Genomic DNA, 16,619 nt, shown 5'->3' with positions numbered 1-16,619 from the left:
TGCCGCCATATCGTTGCCGTGTGTCGGTTAAACTGCCGCAACCCCAATCACGACCTCACGACCAGGTTTCCCATGAAAACACTTGCGCTTTTCCTCGGCACCCTGACCTTGGCCTGCGCCGCCTCCGCTGCCGCCCCGGCCGCCTCGGCCCCGGCCGCACCCGCTGCGGCGCCGCAGACGCTGGCGTCGGGCATGACCATCCAGCACCTGATCAAGGGCAATGGCGCCTCGCCCAAGGCCACCGACTCGGTGCAGGTCCACTACCGCGGCACGCTGGCCGACGGCACCGAGTTTGACAGCTCGTACAAGCGCGGCCAGCCGATCTCGTTCCCGCTCAACCGCGTGATCCCGTGCTGGACCGAAGGGGTGCAGGCGATGCAGGTGGGCGGCAAGGCCAAGCTGACCTGCCCGCCGGCCACGGCCTACGGCGCGCGCGGCGTGCCGGGCACGATTCCGCCGAACGCCACGCTTACCTTCGAGGTGGTGCTGCTGGGGATCGGCGGCTAAGACCCCGCGTCAGCGCGGCGCCTGCGGCTGCGCGGGCGCAGGCGTGCCCGCCGGCGCCTCCGCGGCGGGTGCTGCGGCCGTGCCGCCGTCGTCGTCTTCGTCGTAGTCCGGCAGCGACGTGTTCTCTCCCAGCAGGTAGCGGCGCCGCTGCAGGTAGGCATCGCGCACAAAGGCGTACTTGTCCAGCGCCGCCAGCTTCAGCAGGTCGGTGGCGCCCAGCAGGTTGGTGCGCACGTCCACCACGTTCATCCCGAACAGCGAATTGCGCACCGCCGGCTCGGCATAGGTGGTCGGGTCGAACTGGAAATTCACATACAGGCCCACGCCGTCGCGGAATGAGCTGGGGCCGAACAGCGGCAGCACCAGGTAGGGTCCCGACGGCACGCCCCACGTGCCCAGCGTCAGGCCGAAATCCTGCGAATGCTTCTGCAGCCCGGCGGGCGTGGCGATGTCGATCAGTCCGCCGATACCCAGCACGGAATTGATCGCGACCCGCATGAAGCTCTCCGCTGCCTCAACGCCCTTGCCCTGCAGCAGGTTGTTGGCAAAGTTGCCGATGTCCGCGATGTTCGAATAGAAATTGGTGACCGCGGTGCGCACCGGCTCCGGCGTGACCGCCTTGTAGCCCTTGGCCACCGGCACGGCCACGTACTGGTCGAGCTTGTCGTTGACGGTGAAGACCGCGCGGTTCATCGGCTCGAGCGGATCGTCGGGACTGGCTTGCGGGCCGGTGGCGCAGCCGGCGAGCAGGGCGGCGGCAATGGCGGTGGTGGCAACGGATGTAGCGCGCTGGCGTAAAGGCATCGTACGAAGGGGGTCGGGGTCGGCCGCATCGGGTTTGTGATTATGACCGGGCGGCCTTGTCATGTTTGTGATGGGCGCCTTCGCGCGGGCGGCCCATCAGGATCGGCTGGAAGAACACCGCGCCGACCAGCGTGCACGCCAGTGCCAGCGCCAGCAGCTTGCCCATGCTGGCGGTGCCGGGATGCTGCGACAGCCACAGGCTGCCGAAAGCGGTGGCGGTGGTGGCCGCGCTGTACAGCACGGCGTGCGTCAGGCTGGACTGCAGCAGCTGGGTCTTGCCGTGCCGCCAGGCAATCACGTAGTAGATCTTGAACGCGACGCCCACGCCCAGCAGCAGCGGCAGCGCGATCACGTTGGCAAAGTTCAGCGCAATGCCGAACAGCACGCACAATTCCAGCGTGACGATGGCCGAAACCAGCAGCGGTATCAGCGTGCGCAGCACATCGCCGAAGCGGCGCAGCGTGATCCATAGCAGGATGGTGATCGACACCACCGCCCAGATGCCGGCCTGCGCAAAGGCGGCCATGATGGTATCGGCCGAGCCGCGGATCGCGATCGGCCCGCCGGTGGCGGTCGGCTCCACGCGCTGCACCGCGGTGATGAAGCGGTCCAGCGCGGCCTCGCGCTGTGCGCTGGCGGGCGGCGGCAGCTTCGGGCTGACGTTGACCAGCGCGCGCCCGTCCGGCGTGATCCAGTCGCGCACCAGTTCGGGCGGCAGCGTCTGCTCGCTGACGGGTTGCGGGCCCAGCGCCAGCTTCAACCGTGCCAGCGCCAGCTGCAGCGGCACGGCGATGGCGCGCTCGGCGCGGTCGCGCGTGGCGGCGTCGGCGGCCGCCAGCTGCTTCAGCGTGGCGGACAGGTGCGCGGCTTCGGCCGCGCCCGGACCGGGATGCTCGTCGGCGGCGATGGCCAGCTGCCGCGCGGCATTGCGCAGCGCACTGACGCGCGCGCTGTCGGTGGCGGGCGTGGCGGTGGGCTGCGTCAGCGCCGGCATCAGCGCGGCCGAGGCCTGGCCGATGGCCTGCAGCTTGGGCGGCTGGTCTGCGGGGATGAAAGTCTGCAGCGTGACCGCGCGCGCCACCTCGGGCAGCGCCGCCAGCTTGCCGGCCAGATCGCGCGCGGCCGGCAGCGAAGGCGCCAGCACGCTGACATCGTCGGTGCCGGCCTGCGGCGCGTCCTTGAGCGCCAGCAGCGTGGCCATCGATTCGGACCTGGGGTCCTTCAGGTGCAGCGGGTCGAAGTCAAAGCGCAGGTGCGGCAGCAGCGGCGCGCCTGCCAGGATCGCGAGCAGGGTGACCAGCAGCACCGGCTTGCGATAGCGGTCGAAGAACCGGTCCGCGGGCGCCAGCCACGCGAAGCCCGGCGCCTCGGGCTCGCCGCCGGGCTTGAGCACGCAGATCAGCGCCGGCAGCAGCGTGAAGGTGGTGGCGAATGCCACCATCATGCCCACGCCGGCGATCAGCCCCAGCTCGGCCACGCCGCGGTAGTCGGTGGGCAGGAAGCAGAAGAACGCCGCCGCCGTGGCCGCGGCCGCCAGCGCCAGCGGAGCGCCCACCGCGCGCGCGGCCAGCCCCAGCGCTTCGACGATATGGTCGCGGTCATGGCGCTCGGCGCGGTAGCGCACGCCGAACTGGATGCCGAAGTCCACCCCCAGCCCGACGAACAGCACCGCGAACGCCACCGAGATCATGTTCAGCGCGCCAACCATGGCCAGCCCCAGCGCGGCGGTGATGAGCAGCCCGGCAAACAGGCTGGCCAGCACCGCAACGATCAGCCGCGCCGAGCGCAAGGCCAGCCACAGGATCAGCACCACCACCAGCACCGTCAGCACGCCGTTGAGCACGGCGCCGTCGCTGACCGAGGCGAATTCATCGTCGGCCAGCGCCTGCGGGCCGGTCAGCCGCACCGTGGCCTGGTAGCGCTGCGCCAGCTGCAGCTCGGCCGCCGCCTGCCGGATCGCGCGCGAGGCGGCGGCCCCGGCCTGCAGGTCGCTGTAGTCCAGCACGGGGCTGAGCGCGATGTAGCTGTAGACCTGGCCATCGGGCCCGGGCTTGAGGCTGTCGTCGAGCAGCCCTGCCCAGGACAGCGCGACGGGCTTGCCGGCCAGCACCTGGTCCAGTGTCCGTGCACTGCTGCCCAGCAGCCTGGCCATGTCGCCCAGCTTTACCTGCCCCATCTGCAGCGGCAGCGCCAGCGTGGTGGCGAGGAGATCGGACAGGCCGCGCAGGGTCGGGTCATGCGCGAGCGCGTTGACGAGCGGGCGCGCCTGCATCAGCTGTTGCGTGAGCTGGCGCACTTCATCGGTGTTGGCGAACAGCAATCCGTTGCGCGCGAAGAACGCACCGCCGCCGGGCTGGCTGACCGCGGTGAAGCGTGCCGGCTGGCGGCGCAGCGCCTCGGCCAGCGCGTCGGCGGCGGCATCGGCCAGCTCGGTCGCGGGCGCCTGCACCACCGCCAGGATCAACTGGTTGCGCTGGGGAAAGGCGTCGCCGATGGCGGCATCGCGCACCGCCCAGGGGGCGTCGGATTCCAGCAGGCGGCCGATGTCGGTGTTGATCGCAAAGTTGCGGGCCACGTAGACGCCGCTGACGGCGGTCAGCAATGCCGCCAGGATGATGACGCGCCACGGCCAGGCAGTGGCAAGCCGGACAATGCGTGTCAGCAGCGAAGTCAGCATGGGCGGATCCGGAAGGAGCACGAACCGCGAGTATATCGGCTGGCAGCGTGGCGCATGCGGCATGCGCGGCCCGGGCATCCGCGATTCAGGCCGATCCGCTATAAACTGTCAGCCTGGCATCGGCGCTGCAGCGCCGGCGCCGCTTCACCGTCCTTCCTGGTTCTCATATCGATGACGATTCACGGTTTGCTTCCCCTGGCGCCGCTTGCGGCGGTGGCCATGGTTTCCGTAGCGCACGCCCAGGCAGTCCAGCCCGGCGACCTGCGCGCCAGCCCCGAGCGGCTGGTGCAGGCCGCGGTGGAGGGCGTGATCGGCACCATCCAGTCCAATCCCGACACCCGCGCCGGCGACCTCGCCAAGATTACCGCGGTGGTGCAGAAGCAGTTCCTGCCCTACACGGATTTCCAGCGCACCACGCGGCTGGCGCTGGGCAGTGCCTGGCGCACGGCCACGCCGGAGCAGCAGCAACAGCTCCATGAGCAGTTCCAGATGCTGCTCGTGCGCAGCTATGCAGTGTCGCTGGCGCAACTGCGCGAGCAGAGCGTCAAGTTCCGCTACCAGCCGGTCAAGTCCGGCAGCGGCGCCACCGATGTGGTGGTGCAGACGCGTGTGATCAACAATGCCGACGAGATGCAGATCGATTACCGGCTGCAGCGCACAGCCAACGGCTGGAAGATCTATGACATCAATATGATGGGGGCGTGGCTGATCGAGGTGTATCGCAAGCAGTTTGCGGACATCGTCGCGCGCAGCGGGGTCGACGGGCTGGTGAAGTACCTGACCACCCATAACGCGCGCCAGGCGTCTGACGCCTGAGCGCCGCACGCCATCAGGGCGAGGCGTGGCCCGTGTGCCGGCTGCGCCGCCAGTGGCGCAGCTCCACCCATTGCCATGACAGCAGCGCGGGCACGCCGAACAGGATCTCGCGCGCGCGCTTGACCAGCGCCAGCGCCAGCGAGACCTGCGCATCCATCCCCAGCACCTGCCCCAGCAGCATCACCACCGCTTCCTGCACGCCCAGCCCGGCCGGCACGAAGAAGGCCACGTGGCGCGCGGCCTGGGTCAGCGATTCGATCGCCAGCGCCTGCCAGACCGGCACCGGATGGCCCAGCAGCATCAGCGCCAGCCAGATCTCCAGCGTGCCGCTGACCAGCCCTGCCAGTTGCCAGCCCAGTGCCGCCAGCAGCTCGCGCCGGCGCCGGTTGAGCGCGCGGATATGGGCATCGAGCCGCGCACCGTCGATCAAGGCGACGATGCGGTGATCTTCGCCAAACAGCTTGCGCGCCGCGCCTTCCAGTTTCTCGAAGATCGCGGTGTGCCGCAGCGACAGCGCGAACAGCACCGGCACCGGCAATGACAGCAGCAGCCCGGCCAGGATGATCCAGGCCCCGCCGCTGTCCTGCAGCGCGGCCACCAGCAGCAGCACCCCCATGGCCGAGAACAGGTACTGCGAGAACAGTGTCAGCATCACTTCAACCACGATGCTGGCGGTGACGGCGGTGGTGTCGCGGATGCGCAGCCGCGTCAGGCGGATGCCGACCAGTTCACCGCCGACCCCCACCGTCGGCAGCAGGCGGTTGACCGCTTCGCGCACCGTGGCGACCCACCACAGGAAACCGAGCCCCGCCTTCTCCTCGGGGTCGGCCGAGGTCAGCAGGACGCGCCAGCCTTGCGCATCGAGCAGCAGCGGCAGTGCATGCAGGGGCACCAGCAACAGCAGCAGCCAGCCGCCCTGCGCCACGATGGCGGCGATGTCGCTGGCGCCTTGGTGGATCACCAGTGCGGTGAGCGCCAGCAGCCCGATCAGGCCGGTCAGGTAAGCAATGCGTTTCATCTTGAACAATCAGGGCACCAGCACGTCGGCAAAGCCGCCGCGCCGGTTGGCCGCGCGCTCCAGCGCGGCGCGCACGCGCGGCGACAGCAGCGCGGCCAGCTCGTCGGCGTGGCGATAGCCGCGCATCGATGCGGTAATGGCCTCGCCAGAGACCACGGCCGGATGCAGGTAGATCTCGCCCACGCCCGCGGGCAACTGCGCCAGCGCCTGCAGCAGGGCTGCCTCGTCCATCTGCCCGCTGCGCGCGATGCCGACCACGTAGTCATTGTGCGCGATGCCGGCGCGGTCCAGGCGCCGGCGCAGCAGCGCCAGCCAGGGGCGCAGCGGCAACGGCGCGCCCTGCTCGCGCGGCAGGCGCATCGCGCGCAGGCCGTAGTCGCGCCCGATCGACAGGATCAGCGACAGCACCGTGGGGTGCAGGTGGAAATGCTTGTGCGTGTTGACGTGGTCAAGCGGCAGGCCGGTGGCGGCAAAGGCTTCGAACTGCGCGCGGATCTCCGCCGCCAGCTGGCGGCGCACGCGCGGCAGGAAGAAGAAGCGGCAGCCGTCCAGGGCCATGGCCGAGCCGAAGCGGGCTTCGGCGTCGACCAGGTCGGGGATCCGCGCGCGCGGCAGCGTGGCCGGGCCGTCGGCCAGCACCACGTGCAGCCCCACGCGCAACGACGGCAGCCGGCGCGCGCGCTCGACCGCATCCGCCACGGCGGGCGCGCCCACCATCAGGCTGGCGGCATTGAGCACGCCGTCGCGGTGGGCCAGCTCCACCGCCTCATTGACGGCGGGGTGCAGGCCGAAGTCGTCGGCGGTGACGATCAGCGCGCGTTGCGAGGCACAGGAAAGCGCGTGGGCCAGGATCAGGCCTCGTGCGAGCGCAGGAAGCGGAAGAACTCCACGCCTTCGCGCAGGCGCCGCTTCATCATGTCCCAGCTGCCCAGCATCTCGCGCACGATTTCCCAGATCTTGCCGGGGCGGAAGTAGAAGCGCTTATAGAAGGTCTCCACGCCGTGGTAGATGTCTTCCCTGGACAGGTGCGGATAGCTGATCGCGGCCAGCTGCACGCCCTGGTCGTTGACCAGGTTGATGACCTTGTTTTCCTCGAGCCAGCCGTTCTCCACCGCCTGCCGGTACAGCGTGGTCCCGGGGTAGGGCGCGGCCAGCGACACCTGGATGGTGTGCGGGTTGATTTCCTTGGCGTACTCGATGGTCTTCTCGATGGTCTCGCGCGTCTCGCCCGGCAGGCCCAGGATAAAGGTGCCGTGGATCTGGATGCCCAGCTTGCGGCAGTCCTCGGTGAAGCGGCGCGCAATGTCGGTGCGCAGGCCCTTCTTGATGTTCAGCAGGATCTGGTCGTCGCCGGACTCATAGCCCACCAGCAGCAGGCGCAGGCCGTTCTCCTTCATGATCTTGAGCGTGCTGTACGGCACGTTGGCCTTGGCATTGCAGGACCACGTGACCCCCAGCTGGCCCAGCCCGCGCGCGATCTCTTCCACGCGCGGCTTGAAGTCGGTGAAGGTGTCGTCGTCGAACATGATCTCCTTGACCTCGGGCATGTTCTCCTTGATCCATTTGACCTCGGCGATCACGCTCTCGGCCGAGCGCGTGCGGTAGCGGTGCCCGCCCACGGTCTGCGGCCAGAGGCAGAAGGTGCAGCGCGAACGGCAGCCGCGGCCGGTGTAGATCGACACATAGGGGTGCTTCAGGTAGCCGATGAAGTAGTTGTCGATCTTCAGGTCGCGCTGGTAGACCGGCGCCACGAAGGGCAGTTCGTCCATGTTCTCGATCATCGGGCGCTGCCCGTTGTGTTCGAGCGAGCCGTCCGGCAAGCGATAGGACAGGCCCAGGATGTCCTGGAGCGGCTTGCCCGCGGCCACGTCCTGGCAGGTGTAGTCGAACTCCTCGCGGCAGACGAAGTCGATGGCCTCGCTGGCACCCAGCGTGCCGCCCGGATCGACTGCGGGCTTGGCGCCGACCATGCCGATCATCACGTCCGGCTTGCGCTGCTTCAGTTCCTCGGCGAACTTGGCGTCGGTGGGGAACGAGGGCGTGCTGGTGTGGATGATGACCAGTTCATAGTCCGCGGCGATATCCAGCGTCTGCTGCACGGTCAGGCCGTCGGCCGGTGCGTCGAGCACGCGGCTGCCCGGCACCAGTGCGGCGGGCTGCGCCAGCCAGGTCGGGTACCAGAACGACTTGATCTCGCGCTTGGCCTGGTAGCGCGAGCCCGCGCCGCCGTCGAAGCCGTCGAAGGAAGGGGCCTGGAGGAACAGGGTTTTTTTCATTGCGGCCTCTGGGGATGGATGCCGGTGAAGGGTGGGGTTGGGGGTGGGGACTTCGTGGATACGCCGGCCCTCTCCCCCGGCTCCTCTCCCGCAGGTGGGAGAGGGGAGCGAACCGCCGCTGCGTTCAACGTCGTCACATCAACGGACGCTGCCGCAGGACGGCGTGCGGAATAACGCGATGGCGGCTCCCCGTCCGCCTGTTTTCTCCCCTCGCCCGCTTGCGGGAGAGGGGCGGGGGAGAGGGCAGGCGCTCGCCCGGAGTGCTGCCCATCATGTACCGGCAGCACCTGCTCGCGCCACCGCACGCGCTTGCCCGTCAGCGCAACGGCCCAGCCGGCCAGCAGCATCGCATCGCGCAACGGCGCGCGCAACGCAGCGGCCACGCTGCCCGCCATCATGCTGCGCGCGATCACGCCGAGGGTCGCCAGGGCAAGAACAGCAGGGAGCGGCGCCAGCAATACGCCCAGCACCAGCATCGGCCAGGTGAAGGTAATAAAGGTGAAGGCAAAACCCAGCGGATTGAGCGACCTTATCGTGCGCAGCCAGCGCACCTCATGCCGCCAAAGGTCGGCAAAGTGTTCCTCGGTGACATCGGTGCTGACCACCACGTCTGACAGCACCGTGCGCAACCCTTGTCGCCGCGTCAGCTCGCCCAGCCAGAAGTCATCCGCCAGCCGGTCCGCCAATACCTCGAACCCGCCGACCGAAACCAGCGCATCCCGCCGCAGCGCAATCGTCGCGCCAAAGGCAAAGCGTTGCGAGCCGCCCGCGTGGGCGATGCGCACCGACGGCGCGAACCAGTCGTTGATGAACTGCGCGCCGATGCGCGACCACCGCCCGCCAGTCGGATTGCCGCGGTAGAGGCAGGTGACCACGCCCACGCCGGCGTCGGCCAGCGGCGCGGTCACGCGCGCCAGGTAGTCGGGCGGCACGGCGATATCGCTGTCGGCGATCACCAGCACATCGTGCTTCGCTTGTGCGAACAGGTTGACCAGGTTGCTGACTTTCAGGTTGGTGCCGTGCACTTGCGGATCGACCACCAGCGCGATGTCGCACGCCGGGAAGTCGCGGCGCAGCCGTTCGACCACGGCGATGGCGGGATCGTCCGCGGCATGCACGCCGAATACCAGCTGGAACGACGGATGCCGCTGCCGGCACAGCGTGGCCAGGTTCTCGTGCAGCCGGGGCTCGGCGCCGCACAGCGGCTTGAGCACGCTGACCGGCGTCGTCGCGGTGCCGCCGCTTGCCGCCGGCGCGCGATGCGACAGCCAGGCCGCGGCCAGCGCATAGGCCGCCGACACGCAGGTCAGCGCAGCGCCTGGGAGGGGGGCGGCAAGTTCCGCGGCCATCGGCAGTGCAGTCAGTGCGTGGCCGCGGCGTTGGCCTCGGCCGGCCGCGGCCGGTTGGCGCGCGGTTTCGCGCGCTGGATTTCCTCGAGCTTGATCTCGACGTGGCGCGAGAACACGTATTCCGCCGGCCGCTGCCGGTCCAGCGCAATATCGGGCGCCATCGGCCCGCTGGTGCGCACGCCGCGCAGGCTCACGCCCAGCGCCTTGAGCGGATGGGCAAAGGTGTCGGCCACGGCGGTGGCCTCATAGCCGCTGTGCACCATGCAGTCGGCGCACTTCTCGTAGTTGCCGGTGCCGTAGGCGTCCCAGTCGGTTTCTTCCATCAGCTCGCGGAAGGTGGCGGCATAGCCCTCGCCCACCAGGTAGCACGGACGCTGCCAGCCGAATACGGTGCGCGCCGGGTTGCCCCACGGGGTGCAGTGGTAGGTCTGGTTGCCGGCCAGGAAGTCCAGGAACAGCGTCGACTGGCTGAAGGCCCAGTTCTTGCCGGCGCGGCCGCGGCTGAGGATGTCGCGAAACAGCTGGCGGGTCTTGCCGCGGTTCAGGAAGTGCTGCTGGTCCGGCGCGCGTTCATAGGCATAGCCAGGCGACACGGTGATGCCGTCCACGCCCAGCGCCTTGACCGAGTCGAAGAACTTCGCCACGCGCTCGGGCTGGGCATCGTTGAACAGCGTGCAGTTGATATTTACGCGGAAACCCCGTTGCTTGGCCAGCCGGATTGCCTCGACGCAGCGGTCGTACACGCCTTCCTGGCACACCGAGCGGTCATGCATCTCGCGGTCGCCGTCCAGGTGCACCGACCAGATGAAATACGGGCTGGGCTGGTACTGGTCCAGCTTCTTTTCCATCAGCAGCGCATTGGTGCACAGGTAGACGAACTTGCGCCGCGCGATGATGCCTTGCACGATCTGCGGCATGTCCTTGTGCAGCAGCGGCTCGCCGCCGGCGATGGACACCACCGGGGCACCGCATTCATCCACCGCCTCCAGGCATTCCTGCACCGACAGGCGCTGGTTCAGGATGGGATCCGGATAATCGATCTTGCCGCAGCCTGAGCACGCCAGGTTGCAGCGGAACAGCGGTTCCAGCATCAGGGCAAGCGGATAGCGCTTCTGTCGCGACAGATGCTTGCCGACGATGTAGGCGCCCACGCGGGCGACCTGCAGTAGCGGAATAGCCAAGGCAGCTTCCTCTGGTTGGGTTCAGCCGGCGATATTCTCGTTGGCGGTGGCCGGTGCGGCCGCGACTGCGGCGGGTTCCTTGCCGGCCTTGCGCGGGGCCGATTGCGGCTTTACGTCGGCCAGTTCGGGCGGCAGCCGGAACTCGGCATGTTCCTCGCGCCCGGCCATGGTGGTGACATCCACCGGGCCCAGCCGGCGCAGCGCGTTGATCACGTCCTCGACCATTTCCTCGGGGGCGGAGGCGCCGGCGGTGATGCCCACCACGTTGGCGTCGCGCACCCAGGCGGGGTCCAGCTCGGCGCCTTCGGCGATCAGGTAGCTGGGCACGCCGCTTTCAGTGCCGATCTCGCGCAGGCGGTTGGAGTTGGAGCTGTTGGTCGCGCCGATCACCAGGATCACGTCGGCCAGCTTGCACAGGTCGCGCACCGCGCTCTGGCGGTTCTGCGTGGCGTAGCAGATATCGCGCGTATCGGGACCGACCAGGTTGCTGAAGCGGCGCCCGAGCGCGGCGATGATATTGCGGGTGTCGTCCACGCTCAGCGTGGTCTGCGTGACATAGGCGACCGGGGTGTCGGCGGGCAGGTCCAGCTGCGCGACCTCGGCCTCGTTCTGCACCAGGATCACCTTGCCCGGGATCTGGCCCATGGTGCCTTCCACTTCCGGGTGGCCGGCATGGCCGATCAGGATCACGGTGCGGCCGCTGGCCGCGTACTGGCGGCCCTGGGTATGGACCTTGATCACCAGCGGGCAGGTGGCGTCGATGGCATGCAACTGGCGCTGGCTGGCATCGGCGATGACCTCGCGCGAGACCCCGTGCGCGCTGAAGATCGTCACGGCGCCGGTCGGGACTTCGTCCAGTTCTTCGACGAAGCGCGCCCCCTTGTCCTTCAGTCCCTCTACGACGTGCTTGTTGTGCACGATCTCATGCCGCACGAACACCGGGGCGCCATGCTTGACGAGGGCGCGGTCAACGATCTCGATCGCGCGCACCACGCCAGCGCAGAAGCCCCGGGGCTGAGCAAGAATCACCTGCATAGAGTAAGCCCCCCGACCCTTTGCAACGGGTTTCAGTGTTTGGGATGGCGGGACAGGAAATGCACCGGCATCCACCGGAGATCCACCGCAGATCACATTTCCGTCGCACGGTGGTTACTATATACCCGACACGCCGGCTTTGTCTGGAGTCGCCTTGGCCAGCGCGAGGCTGGCCCGGGGCGACTCCGCCTCACGGGAAAACGGGCTTATGACGAAAAACGATGACGTGCTGGTGACAGGCGCCTCGGGCTTTCTGGGCTCGGCGGTGGTGCGCAGGGCGCTGGCACGCGGCTTCCGGGTGCGCGTGCTGGTGCGCCCGCAAAGCCCGCGCGCCAACTTGGCCGGGCTGCCGGTGAGCGTGGCGGAAGGCGACATGCGCGACGCCGGCGCGGTGGCTGCCGCGCTGCAGGGCGTGCGCTACCTGTTCCATGTGGCCGCCGACTACCGGCTGTGGGCGCCGGACCCCGAGGAGATCGTGCGCACTAACGTCGACGGCACCCTGGCCGTGATGGAGGCCGCGCAGCAGGCCGGCGTCGAGCGGGTGGTCTATACCAGCAGCGTGGCGACGCTGCGCGTGGCCGGCGCGCGGGCGCCGGTGGACGAGACCGCGGCGCTGCGCCCGCACGAGGCCATCGGCGCCTACAAGCGCAGCAAGGTGCTGGCCGAGCGCGTGGTCGAAAAACTGGTGGCCGAGCGCGGCCTGCCGGCGGTCATCGTCAACCCGTCCACTCCGATCGGCCCGCGCGACGTGCGGCCGACGCCGACCGGGCGCATCATCGTCGAGGCGGCCACGGGCAAGATCCCCGCCTTTGTCGATACCGGCCTGAACCTGGCGCATGTGGATGACGTGGCCGAAGGGCATTTCCTGGCGCTGGAACGCGGCCAGGCCGGCGAGCGCTACATCCTGGGCGGCCAGGACGTGATGCTGCAGCAGATGCTGCGTGACATCGCGCAGCTGTGCGGCCGGCGCCCGCCGACCATGCAGCTGCCGCGCTGGCCGCTGTACCCGCTGGCGTACGGGGCCGAGGCGGCGGCACGCTTTACCGGCAAGGAGCCGTTCATCACTGTAGATGGACTCAATATGTCCCGGTACCGGATGTTCTTTACATCAGACAAGGCGCGCAAGGTGCTGGGCTATCAGCCGCGGCCATACCAGGAGGGTTTGCGGGACGCGCTGGAGTGGTTCCGGGCGCAGGGGTATCTCGACAAGCGCTAAGCTGGCAGGGAGCGCTCAGGACCGCACCGGCGCCTGCGCCCGGCCCTTCCACTGCCCGCCGCGCCGCAGCCAGTAGCGCCGTGCCGAGTCGATGGTTGCCCCCAGGTAGAACAGCGCCGTGACCGGCAGCAGCGGCGCCAGCCACGCCGGCTGCCGGTATTCGCGCAGCATCGGCAGGTAGGCCAGGGTCATCGCGCCCCAGGCCAGCCATGCCGGCCACAGCCGCCAGCCGAGCGCCAGCACCGGCGGCACCAGGTAGGTCAGCACCATGCCCGCTACCGCGCCGGCCAGCAGCGGCGGCGAGTAGCGCAATTGCGTATAAGCGCTGCGCGCGATCATGTCCCACAGGCTGCGCCAGTCGTTGTAGGGCCGCAACGACACGCTGTCGTCGGCCAGGTCCAGCCGGATCGCGCCGCCGGGCTTGATGCGCGCGGCCAGGCTGCAGTCGTCGATCAGCTCGCCGCGGATGGCGGCAAAGCCGCCAATGCGCGCCAGCGCCGCGCGGCTGGCCAGCATGCAGCCCCCGGCCGCGGCCGCCACGCGGCAGCGGGCATCGCGCACGCGGGCGAAGGGGTAGAGCTTGGCGAAGAAGAAGACAAAGGCCGGCACGATCAGCCGTTCCCAGGCGGATTCGCAGCGCAGCCGGACCATCAGCGAGACCAGGTCGCGCCGTTCGTGCTCGGCGCGCGCCACCAGACCGGCCAGCACGCCGGGGCCGTGCCAGATATCGGCATCGGTCAGCCAGACGTAGCGGGCCTGCGGGGCGATGCGGTCGGCCGCAGCCAATCCTTCGGACTGCGCCCAGACCTTGCCGCTCCAGCCGGCCGGCAGCTCGCGAGCGCCGATCACGGTCAGCCCCCGCGGGCGCGCGGTGGCCGCGGCGGCGGCGCGGGCGATATCGGCGGTGCCGTCCTGGCTGTGGTCGTCCACCACCACCAGCGCCAGCCGGCCCCGGTAGCGCTGGCCCAGCACGCCGGCCACGGCGCGGCCGATCACGTCGGCCTCGTTGCGGGCGGGGATGACCGCGACCACCTCCGGCCAGTCCGCGGGATCCGGTGCGGCAGCCGGCTTGCGCACGCGCCAGAAGCCCGCGCGGGCAAAGATCAGCACCAGCCAGACCGCCAGCGACAGCAGCGACAATGCCAACGCAAGGTGCATGGGCCGGCCCTACTTGACGAAGCGCCGCGCCAGCCGGGCCAGCCGCGGCACGGTTTCCGGGCGCAGCAGGCGCGCGTCGTAGCCGGCCATGCGCCGGTCGTTCTCGGCCAGGCACAGGTCGATCATCGCGCCCGGCGTCAGGGCTTCGCCCAGCGCCGCCGAGCCGTTCATGGTGAAGTTGGCGTCCTGGGCCACGCCGTCGGTGTCTATGCCGCGCGCGATGCCGATGCGCTCCCAGACCAGGAAGGCCCACACGCGCGCCACCTTCAGCGCAAACAGCGGACGGCGCCACCACGGCAGGGTGCGCCGGTACCAGGCGGCCCAGTTGACGAAGAACAGGATATGCCGGCCTTCCTCCTGGATCACCGGCTCGAAGGTCTCGACCAGCTCGGCGGGGAAGAAGCCGGAGCGCCTGGCCGCGGCGAACAGGCCGAAGGCGAAGAAGCTGTCGATGCACTCGCTGTAGCCGGTAACCAGCCAGCCCCATTCCGGATCGTCCGGGGGCGGGTAGTCAGGCTCCGGCGCGAGCGCGATGCCGTAGGCCTCGACCAGCTTCGACAGCACCACCTTGTGGCGCGACTCTTCGCCGCCGTCCATTTCCAGCGCGATGCGCAGCAGCGGCTCGCTGACGGTCTGGGCAAAGGTCTTGACTCGGATCGAGGCGCGGCCCTCGGTCTGCACGGCGATATCCCAGATCGGCAGCGAGGTGACGCGGTGCAGGGCCTCCGGCGACAGCTTCGGCCAGTCGATCACGGCGGGTTTGTAGGGGTTGTGGGTCTGCAGCAGCATATTGCAGAACATCTGCAGGTGCTGCGCGGAGCCGATGCGTACCGGCCCCGCGGTGGGGTCGGTCCAGTGGCGCATGGCATGGTCGGCCTGCTCGACGGCAGTGCGCGCGACCTTATCGGCAACCGCGATGGCGCGGGCCTCGGCATCGGCGGCGCTGTTGCGCGGCGGCGCAGCCGCCGCGTTGCCAGCAACCTCAGTGGTCTCGGACATTCGGCCCCCTGGCGTTGGATTGCCCGGGAGCCATTGTAGCGAGGCGCGCCGGCCGGCGCACCCCGCTGGCTACGGCAAGCTCAGGCGCGGTAGCTGACTGGCCCGCGCGAGCGCATGTCCAGCGCGTAGTAGCACACCGTCAGCAGCACCAGCCAGCCCGGGCCCACGTACAGCGCCACGCGGGTTTCCGGGAAGTAGGCCATCAGCGCCACCACCAGCGCCAGGAAGGCCAGCGCGATGTAGGAGCCATAGGGCCAGAACGGCATGCGGAAGGCCAGCGCCTTGCGCTCGGCCGCCGACAAGCTGCGGCGGAACTGGATCTGCGTGACCAGGATGATGGCCCAGGTCCAGACCGCGCCGAAGGTGGAAATCGCCGTCACCCAGACGAAGACCTGCTCGGGCACCAGGTAATTGAGCAGCACGCCGCACAGCAGCGCGGCGATCGACACCAGCAGCGCGCGGCGCGGCACGCCATTGCGGTCGACCTTGGCAAAGGCCTGCGGCGCCTGGCCCTGCTGCGCCAGGTTGTACAGCATGCGCCCGGTGCTGAAGATGCCGCCATTGCACGACGACAGCGCCGCGGTCAGCACCACGAAGTTGATGATGCCGGCGGCGGTCTTGATGCCCAGCCGCTCGAAAGTCAGCACGAAGGGGCTGCCCTGGGCGCCGATCTCGTTCCACGGGTACAGCGACAGGATCACGAACAGCGCACCCACGTAGAAGATCAGGATGCGCCAGAACACCGAGTTGATCGCGTCAGGGATCGACTTCTTCGGGTTGCGCGCCTCGCCGGCGGTCAGGCCGATCATCTCCACGCCGAGGTAGGCGAACATCACCATCTGCAGCGACATCAGCACGCCGGAGGCGCCGTTGGGCATGAAACCGCCGTGCGCCCACAGGTTCGAGATGCCGGTGGCGATACCGCCGTTGCCAAAGCCGAACACGATCATGGCCCCGCCGCCGATCAGCATTAGCACGATGGTGACGATCTTGATCATGGCGAACCAGAACTCGAACTCGCCATAGGCCTTGACCGCCATCAGGTTGACCGAGCCCATTGCCGCCAGCGCGGCCAGCGCCCAGATCCAGCGCGGCACGTCGGGGAACCACATGCCCATGTAGATGGCCACGGCGGTGATCTCCGCCACGCAGGTCACCAGCCACAGGAACCAGTAGTTCCAGCCGGTCAGGTAGCCGGCCAGCGGGCCCATGTGGTCCTGCGCGTAGCGGCAGAACGAGCCGGCCACCGGGTTGTGCACGGCCATTTCGCCCAGCGCGCGCATGATCAGGAAGATCACCGCGCCGCCGATCAGGTAGCCCAGCATGATGGCGGGGCCGGCCATCTTGATGGCATTGCCGGCGCCCAGGAACAGGCCCACGCCGATGGCCGAACCCAGTGCCATCAGCCGGATATGCCGTTCGCCCAGGCCGCGTTGCAGATGTTCTGCGCTTGCACTCATGTGTCGTTGTCTCCGTGTCATCAGAAAGGCCGCGCCGGCCTTCGTGGGGCCGGCGGGAGCAGCTATTTTCTCGTCCGCGGCGGGCCGTAAACGGAAAATAGCGGGCAGGTTAATCAGATAACG

The 16,619-nt window shown here is 69.0% G+C and carries 13 protein-coding genes and 1 pseudogene; 3 read left to right on the top strand and 11 right to left on the bottom strand.

Going from position 1 to position 16,619, the window contains the following annotated elements:
* The first annotated feature begins 72 nt into the window (after positions 1–72).
* The gene (locus tag AC3WRR_RS18910) at positions 73–507 is read left to right on the top strand and encodes an FKBP-type peptidyl-prolyl cis-trans isomerase (RefSeq protein WP_010810958.1); all 435 of its coding nucleotides are present in this window, start codon (positions 73–75) and stop codon (positions 505–507) included.
* Between the two features lie 9 nt (positions 508–516).
* Here AC3WRR_RS18910 and AC3WRR_RS18905 read toward each other — a convergent pair whose 3' ends face one another.
* Complete coding sequence (locus AC3WRR_RS18905; protein ID WP_010810959.1) at positions 517–1,311, bottom strand: MlaA family lipoprotein; 795 nt, start codon at positions 1,309–1,311, stop codon at positions 517–519.
* 40 nt (positions 1,312–1,351) lie between these two features.
* Positions 1,352–3,988, bottom strand: coding sequence for a hopanoid transporter HpnN (gene hpnN / locus AC3WRR_RS18900; protein ID WP_439669360.1), 2,637 nt, complete (start codon positions 3,986–3,988; stop codon positions 1,352–1,354).
* Between the two features lie 171 nt (positions 3,989–4,159).
* On the opposite strand from hpnN, the gene AC3WRR_RS18895 reads away from it, so the two are divergent.
* Entirely contained in the window at positions 4,160–4,804 is a 645-nt protein-coding gene (locus AC3WRR_RS18895) for an MlaC/ttg2D family ABC transporter substrate-binding protein (protein WP_011617691.1), read from the top strand.
* Between the two features lie 13 nt (positions 4,805–4,817).
* Here the strand turns inward: AC3WRR_RS18895 and AC3WRR_RS18890 are convergent, their stop codons facing one another.
* The 6 genes and pseudogenes from AC3WRR_RS18890 to ispH all read right to left on the bottom strand — a co-directional run bounded on the left by AC3WRR_RS18890 (position 4,818) and on the right by ispH (position 11,663).
* Positions 4,818–5,822, bottom strand: a complete 1,005-nt coding sequence (locus tag AC3WRR_RS18890) for a lysylphosphatidylglycerol synthase domain-containing protein (RefSeq protein WP_037024770.1) — start codon at positions 5,820–5,822, stop codon at positions 4,818–4,820.
* 9 nt (positions 5,823–5,831) lie between these two features.
* On the bottom strand, positions 5,832–6,635 hold the full coding sequence (gene hpnK, locus AC3WRR_RS18885; protein ID WP_081050141.1) for a hopanoid biosynthesis-associated protein HpnK: 804 nt from the start codon (positions 6,633–6,635) through the stop codon (positions 5,832–5,834).
* Between the two features lie 38 nt (positions 6,636–6,673).
* Entirely contained in the window at positions 6,674–8,098 is a 1,425-nt protein-coding gene (gene hpnJ / locus AC3WRR_RS18880) for a hopanoid biosynthesis associated radical SAM protein HpnJ (protein ID WP_010810964.1), read from the bottom strand.
* Between the two features lie 266 nt (positions 8,099–8,364).
* A pseudogene (gene hpnI / locus AC3WRR_RS18875) lies at positions 8,365–9,447 on the bottom strand (bacteriohopanetetrol glucosamine biosynthesis glycosyltransferase HpnI); the annotation flags it as partial.
* Between the two features lie 11 nt (positions 9,448–9,458).
* The gene (gene hpnH / locus AC3WRR_RS18870) at positions 9,459–10,628 is read right to left on the bottom strand and encodes an adenosyl-hopene transferase HpnH (protein WP_010810966.1); all 1,170 of its coding nucleotides are present in this window, start codon (positions 10,626–10,628) and stop codon (positions 9,459–9,461) included.
* 21 nt (positions 10,629–10,649) lie between these two features.
* Positions 10,650–11,663 (bottom strand): 4-hydroxy-3-methylbut-2-enyl diphosphate reductase, encoded by a 1,014-nt coding sequence (gene ispH / locus AC3WRR_RS18865; RefSeq protein ID WP_010810967.1) that lies wholly within the window; start codon positions 11,661–11,663, stop codon positions 10,650–10,652.
* Positions 11,664–11,871: 208 nt separating this feature from the next.
* On the opposite strand from ispH, the gene hpnA reads away from it, so the two are divergent.
* Positions 11,872–12,879, top strand: a complete 1,008-nt coding sequence (gene hpnA, locus AC3WRR_RS18860) for a hopanoid-associated sugar epimerase (RefSeq protein ID WP_011617688.1) — start codon at positions 11,872–11,874, stop codon at positions 12,877–12,879.
* Between the two features lie 15 nt (positions 12,880–12,894).
* Here hpnA and AC3WRR_RS18855 read toward each other — a convergent pair whose 3' ends face one another.
* The 3 genes from AC3WRR_RS18855 to AC3WRR_RS18845 form a co-directional block, all read right to left on the bottom strand.
* On the bottom strand, positions 12,895–14,037 hold the full coding sequence (locus AC3WRR_RS18855) for a glycosyltransferase (RefSeq protein WP_492297806.1): 1,143 nt from the start codon (positions 14,035–14,037) through the stop codon (positions 12,895–12,897).
* A 9-nt stretch (positions 14,038–14,046) separates the two neighbouring features.
* Entirely contained in the window at positions 14,047–15,036 is a 990-nt protein-coding gene (locus tag AC3WRR_RS18850) for a ferritin-like domain-containing protein (RefSeq protein WP_492297804.1), read from the bottom strand.
* Positions 15,037–15,116: 80 nt separating this feature from the next.
* Positions 15,117–16,496 carry an amino acid permease gene (locus AC3WRR_RS18845; RefSeq protein WP_010810971.1) on the bottom strand — a complete coding sequence of 460 codons (1,380 nt, stop codon included), beginning with the start codon at positions 16,494–16,496 and terminating at the stop codon, positions 15,117–15,119.
* Positions 16,497–16,619 lie beyond the last annotated feature (123 nt).

The sequence above is a fragment of the Cupriavidus sp. FW305-3-2-15-C-LB2 genome (assembly GCF_058787575.1).
This window is presented reverse-complemented; position numbering and strand designations above follow the sequence as displayed.

Coding starts and splice junctions, on each gene's coding strand:
- AC3WRR_RS18910 (WP_010810958.1), top strand. CDS start 73: ATGAAAACACTTGCGCTTTTCCTCGGCACCCTGACCTTGGCCTGCGCC.
- AC3WRR_RS18905 (WP_010810959.1), bottom strand. CDS start 1,311: ATGCCTTTACGCCAGCGCGCTACATCCGTTGCCACCACCGCCATTGCC.
- hpnN (WP_439669360.1), bottom strand. CDS start 3,988: ATGCTGACTTCGCTGCTGACACGCATTGTCCGGCTTGCCACTGCCTGG.
- AC3WRR_RS18895 (WP_011617691.1), top strand. CDS start 4,160: ATGACGATTCACGGTTTGCTTCCCCTGGCGCCGCTTGCGGCGGTGGCC.
- AC3WRR_RS18890 (WP_037024770.1), bottom strand. CDS start 5,822: ATGAAACGCATTGCTTACCTGACCGGCCTGATCGGGCTGCTGGCGCTC.
- hpnJ (WP_010810964.1), bottom strand. CDS start 8,098: ATGAAAAAAACCCTGTTCCTCCAGGCCCCTTCCTTCGACGGCTTCGAC.
- ispH (WP_010810967.1), bottom strand. CDS start 11,663: ATGCAGGTGATTCTTGCTCAGCCCCGGGGCTTCTGCGCTGGCGTGGTG.
- hpnA (WP_011617688.1), top strand. CDS start 11,872: ATGACGAAAAACGATGACGTGCTGGTGACAGGCGCCTCGGGCTTTCTG.
- AC3WRR_RS18855 (WP_492297806.1), bottom strand. CDS start 14,037: ATGCACCTTGCGTTGGCATTGTCGCTGCTGTCGCTGGCGGTCTGGCTG.
- AC3WRR_RS18850 (WP_492297804.1), bottom strand. CDS start 15,036: ATGTCCGAGACCACTGAGGTTGCTGGCAACGCGGCGGCTGCGCCGCCG.
- AC3WRR_RS18845 (WP_010810971.1), bottom strand. CDS start 16,496: ATGAGTGCAAGCGCAGAACATCTGCAACGCGGCCTGGGCGAACGGCAT.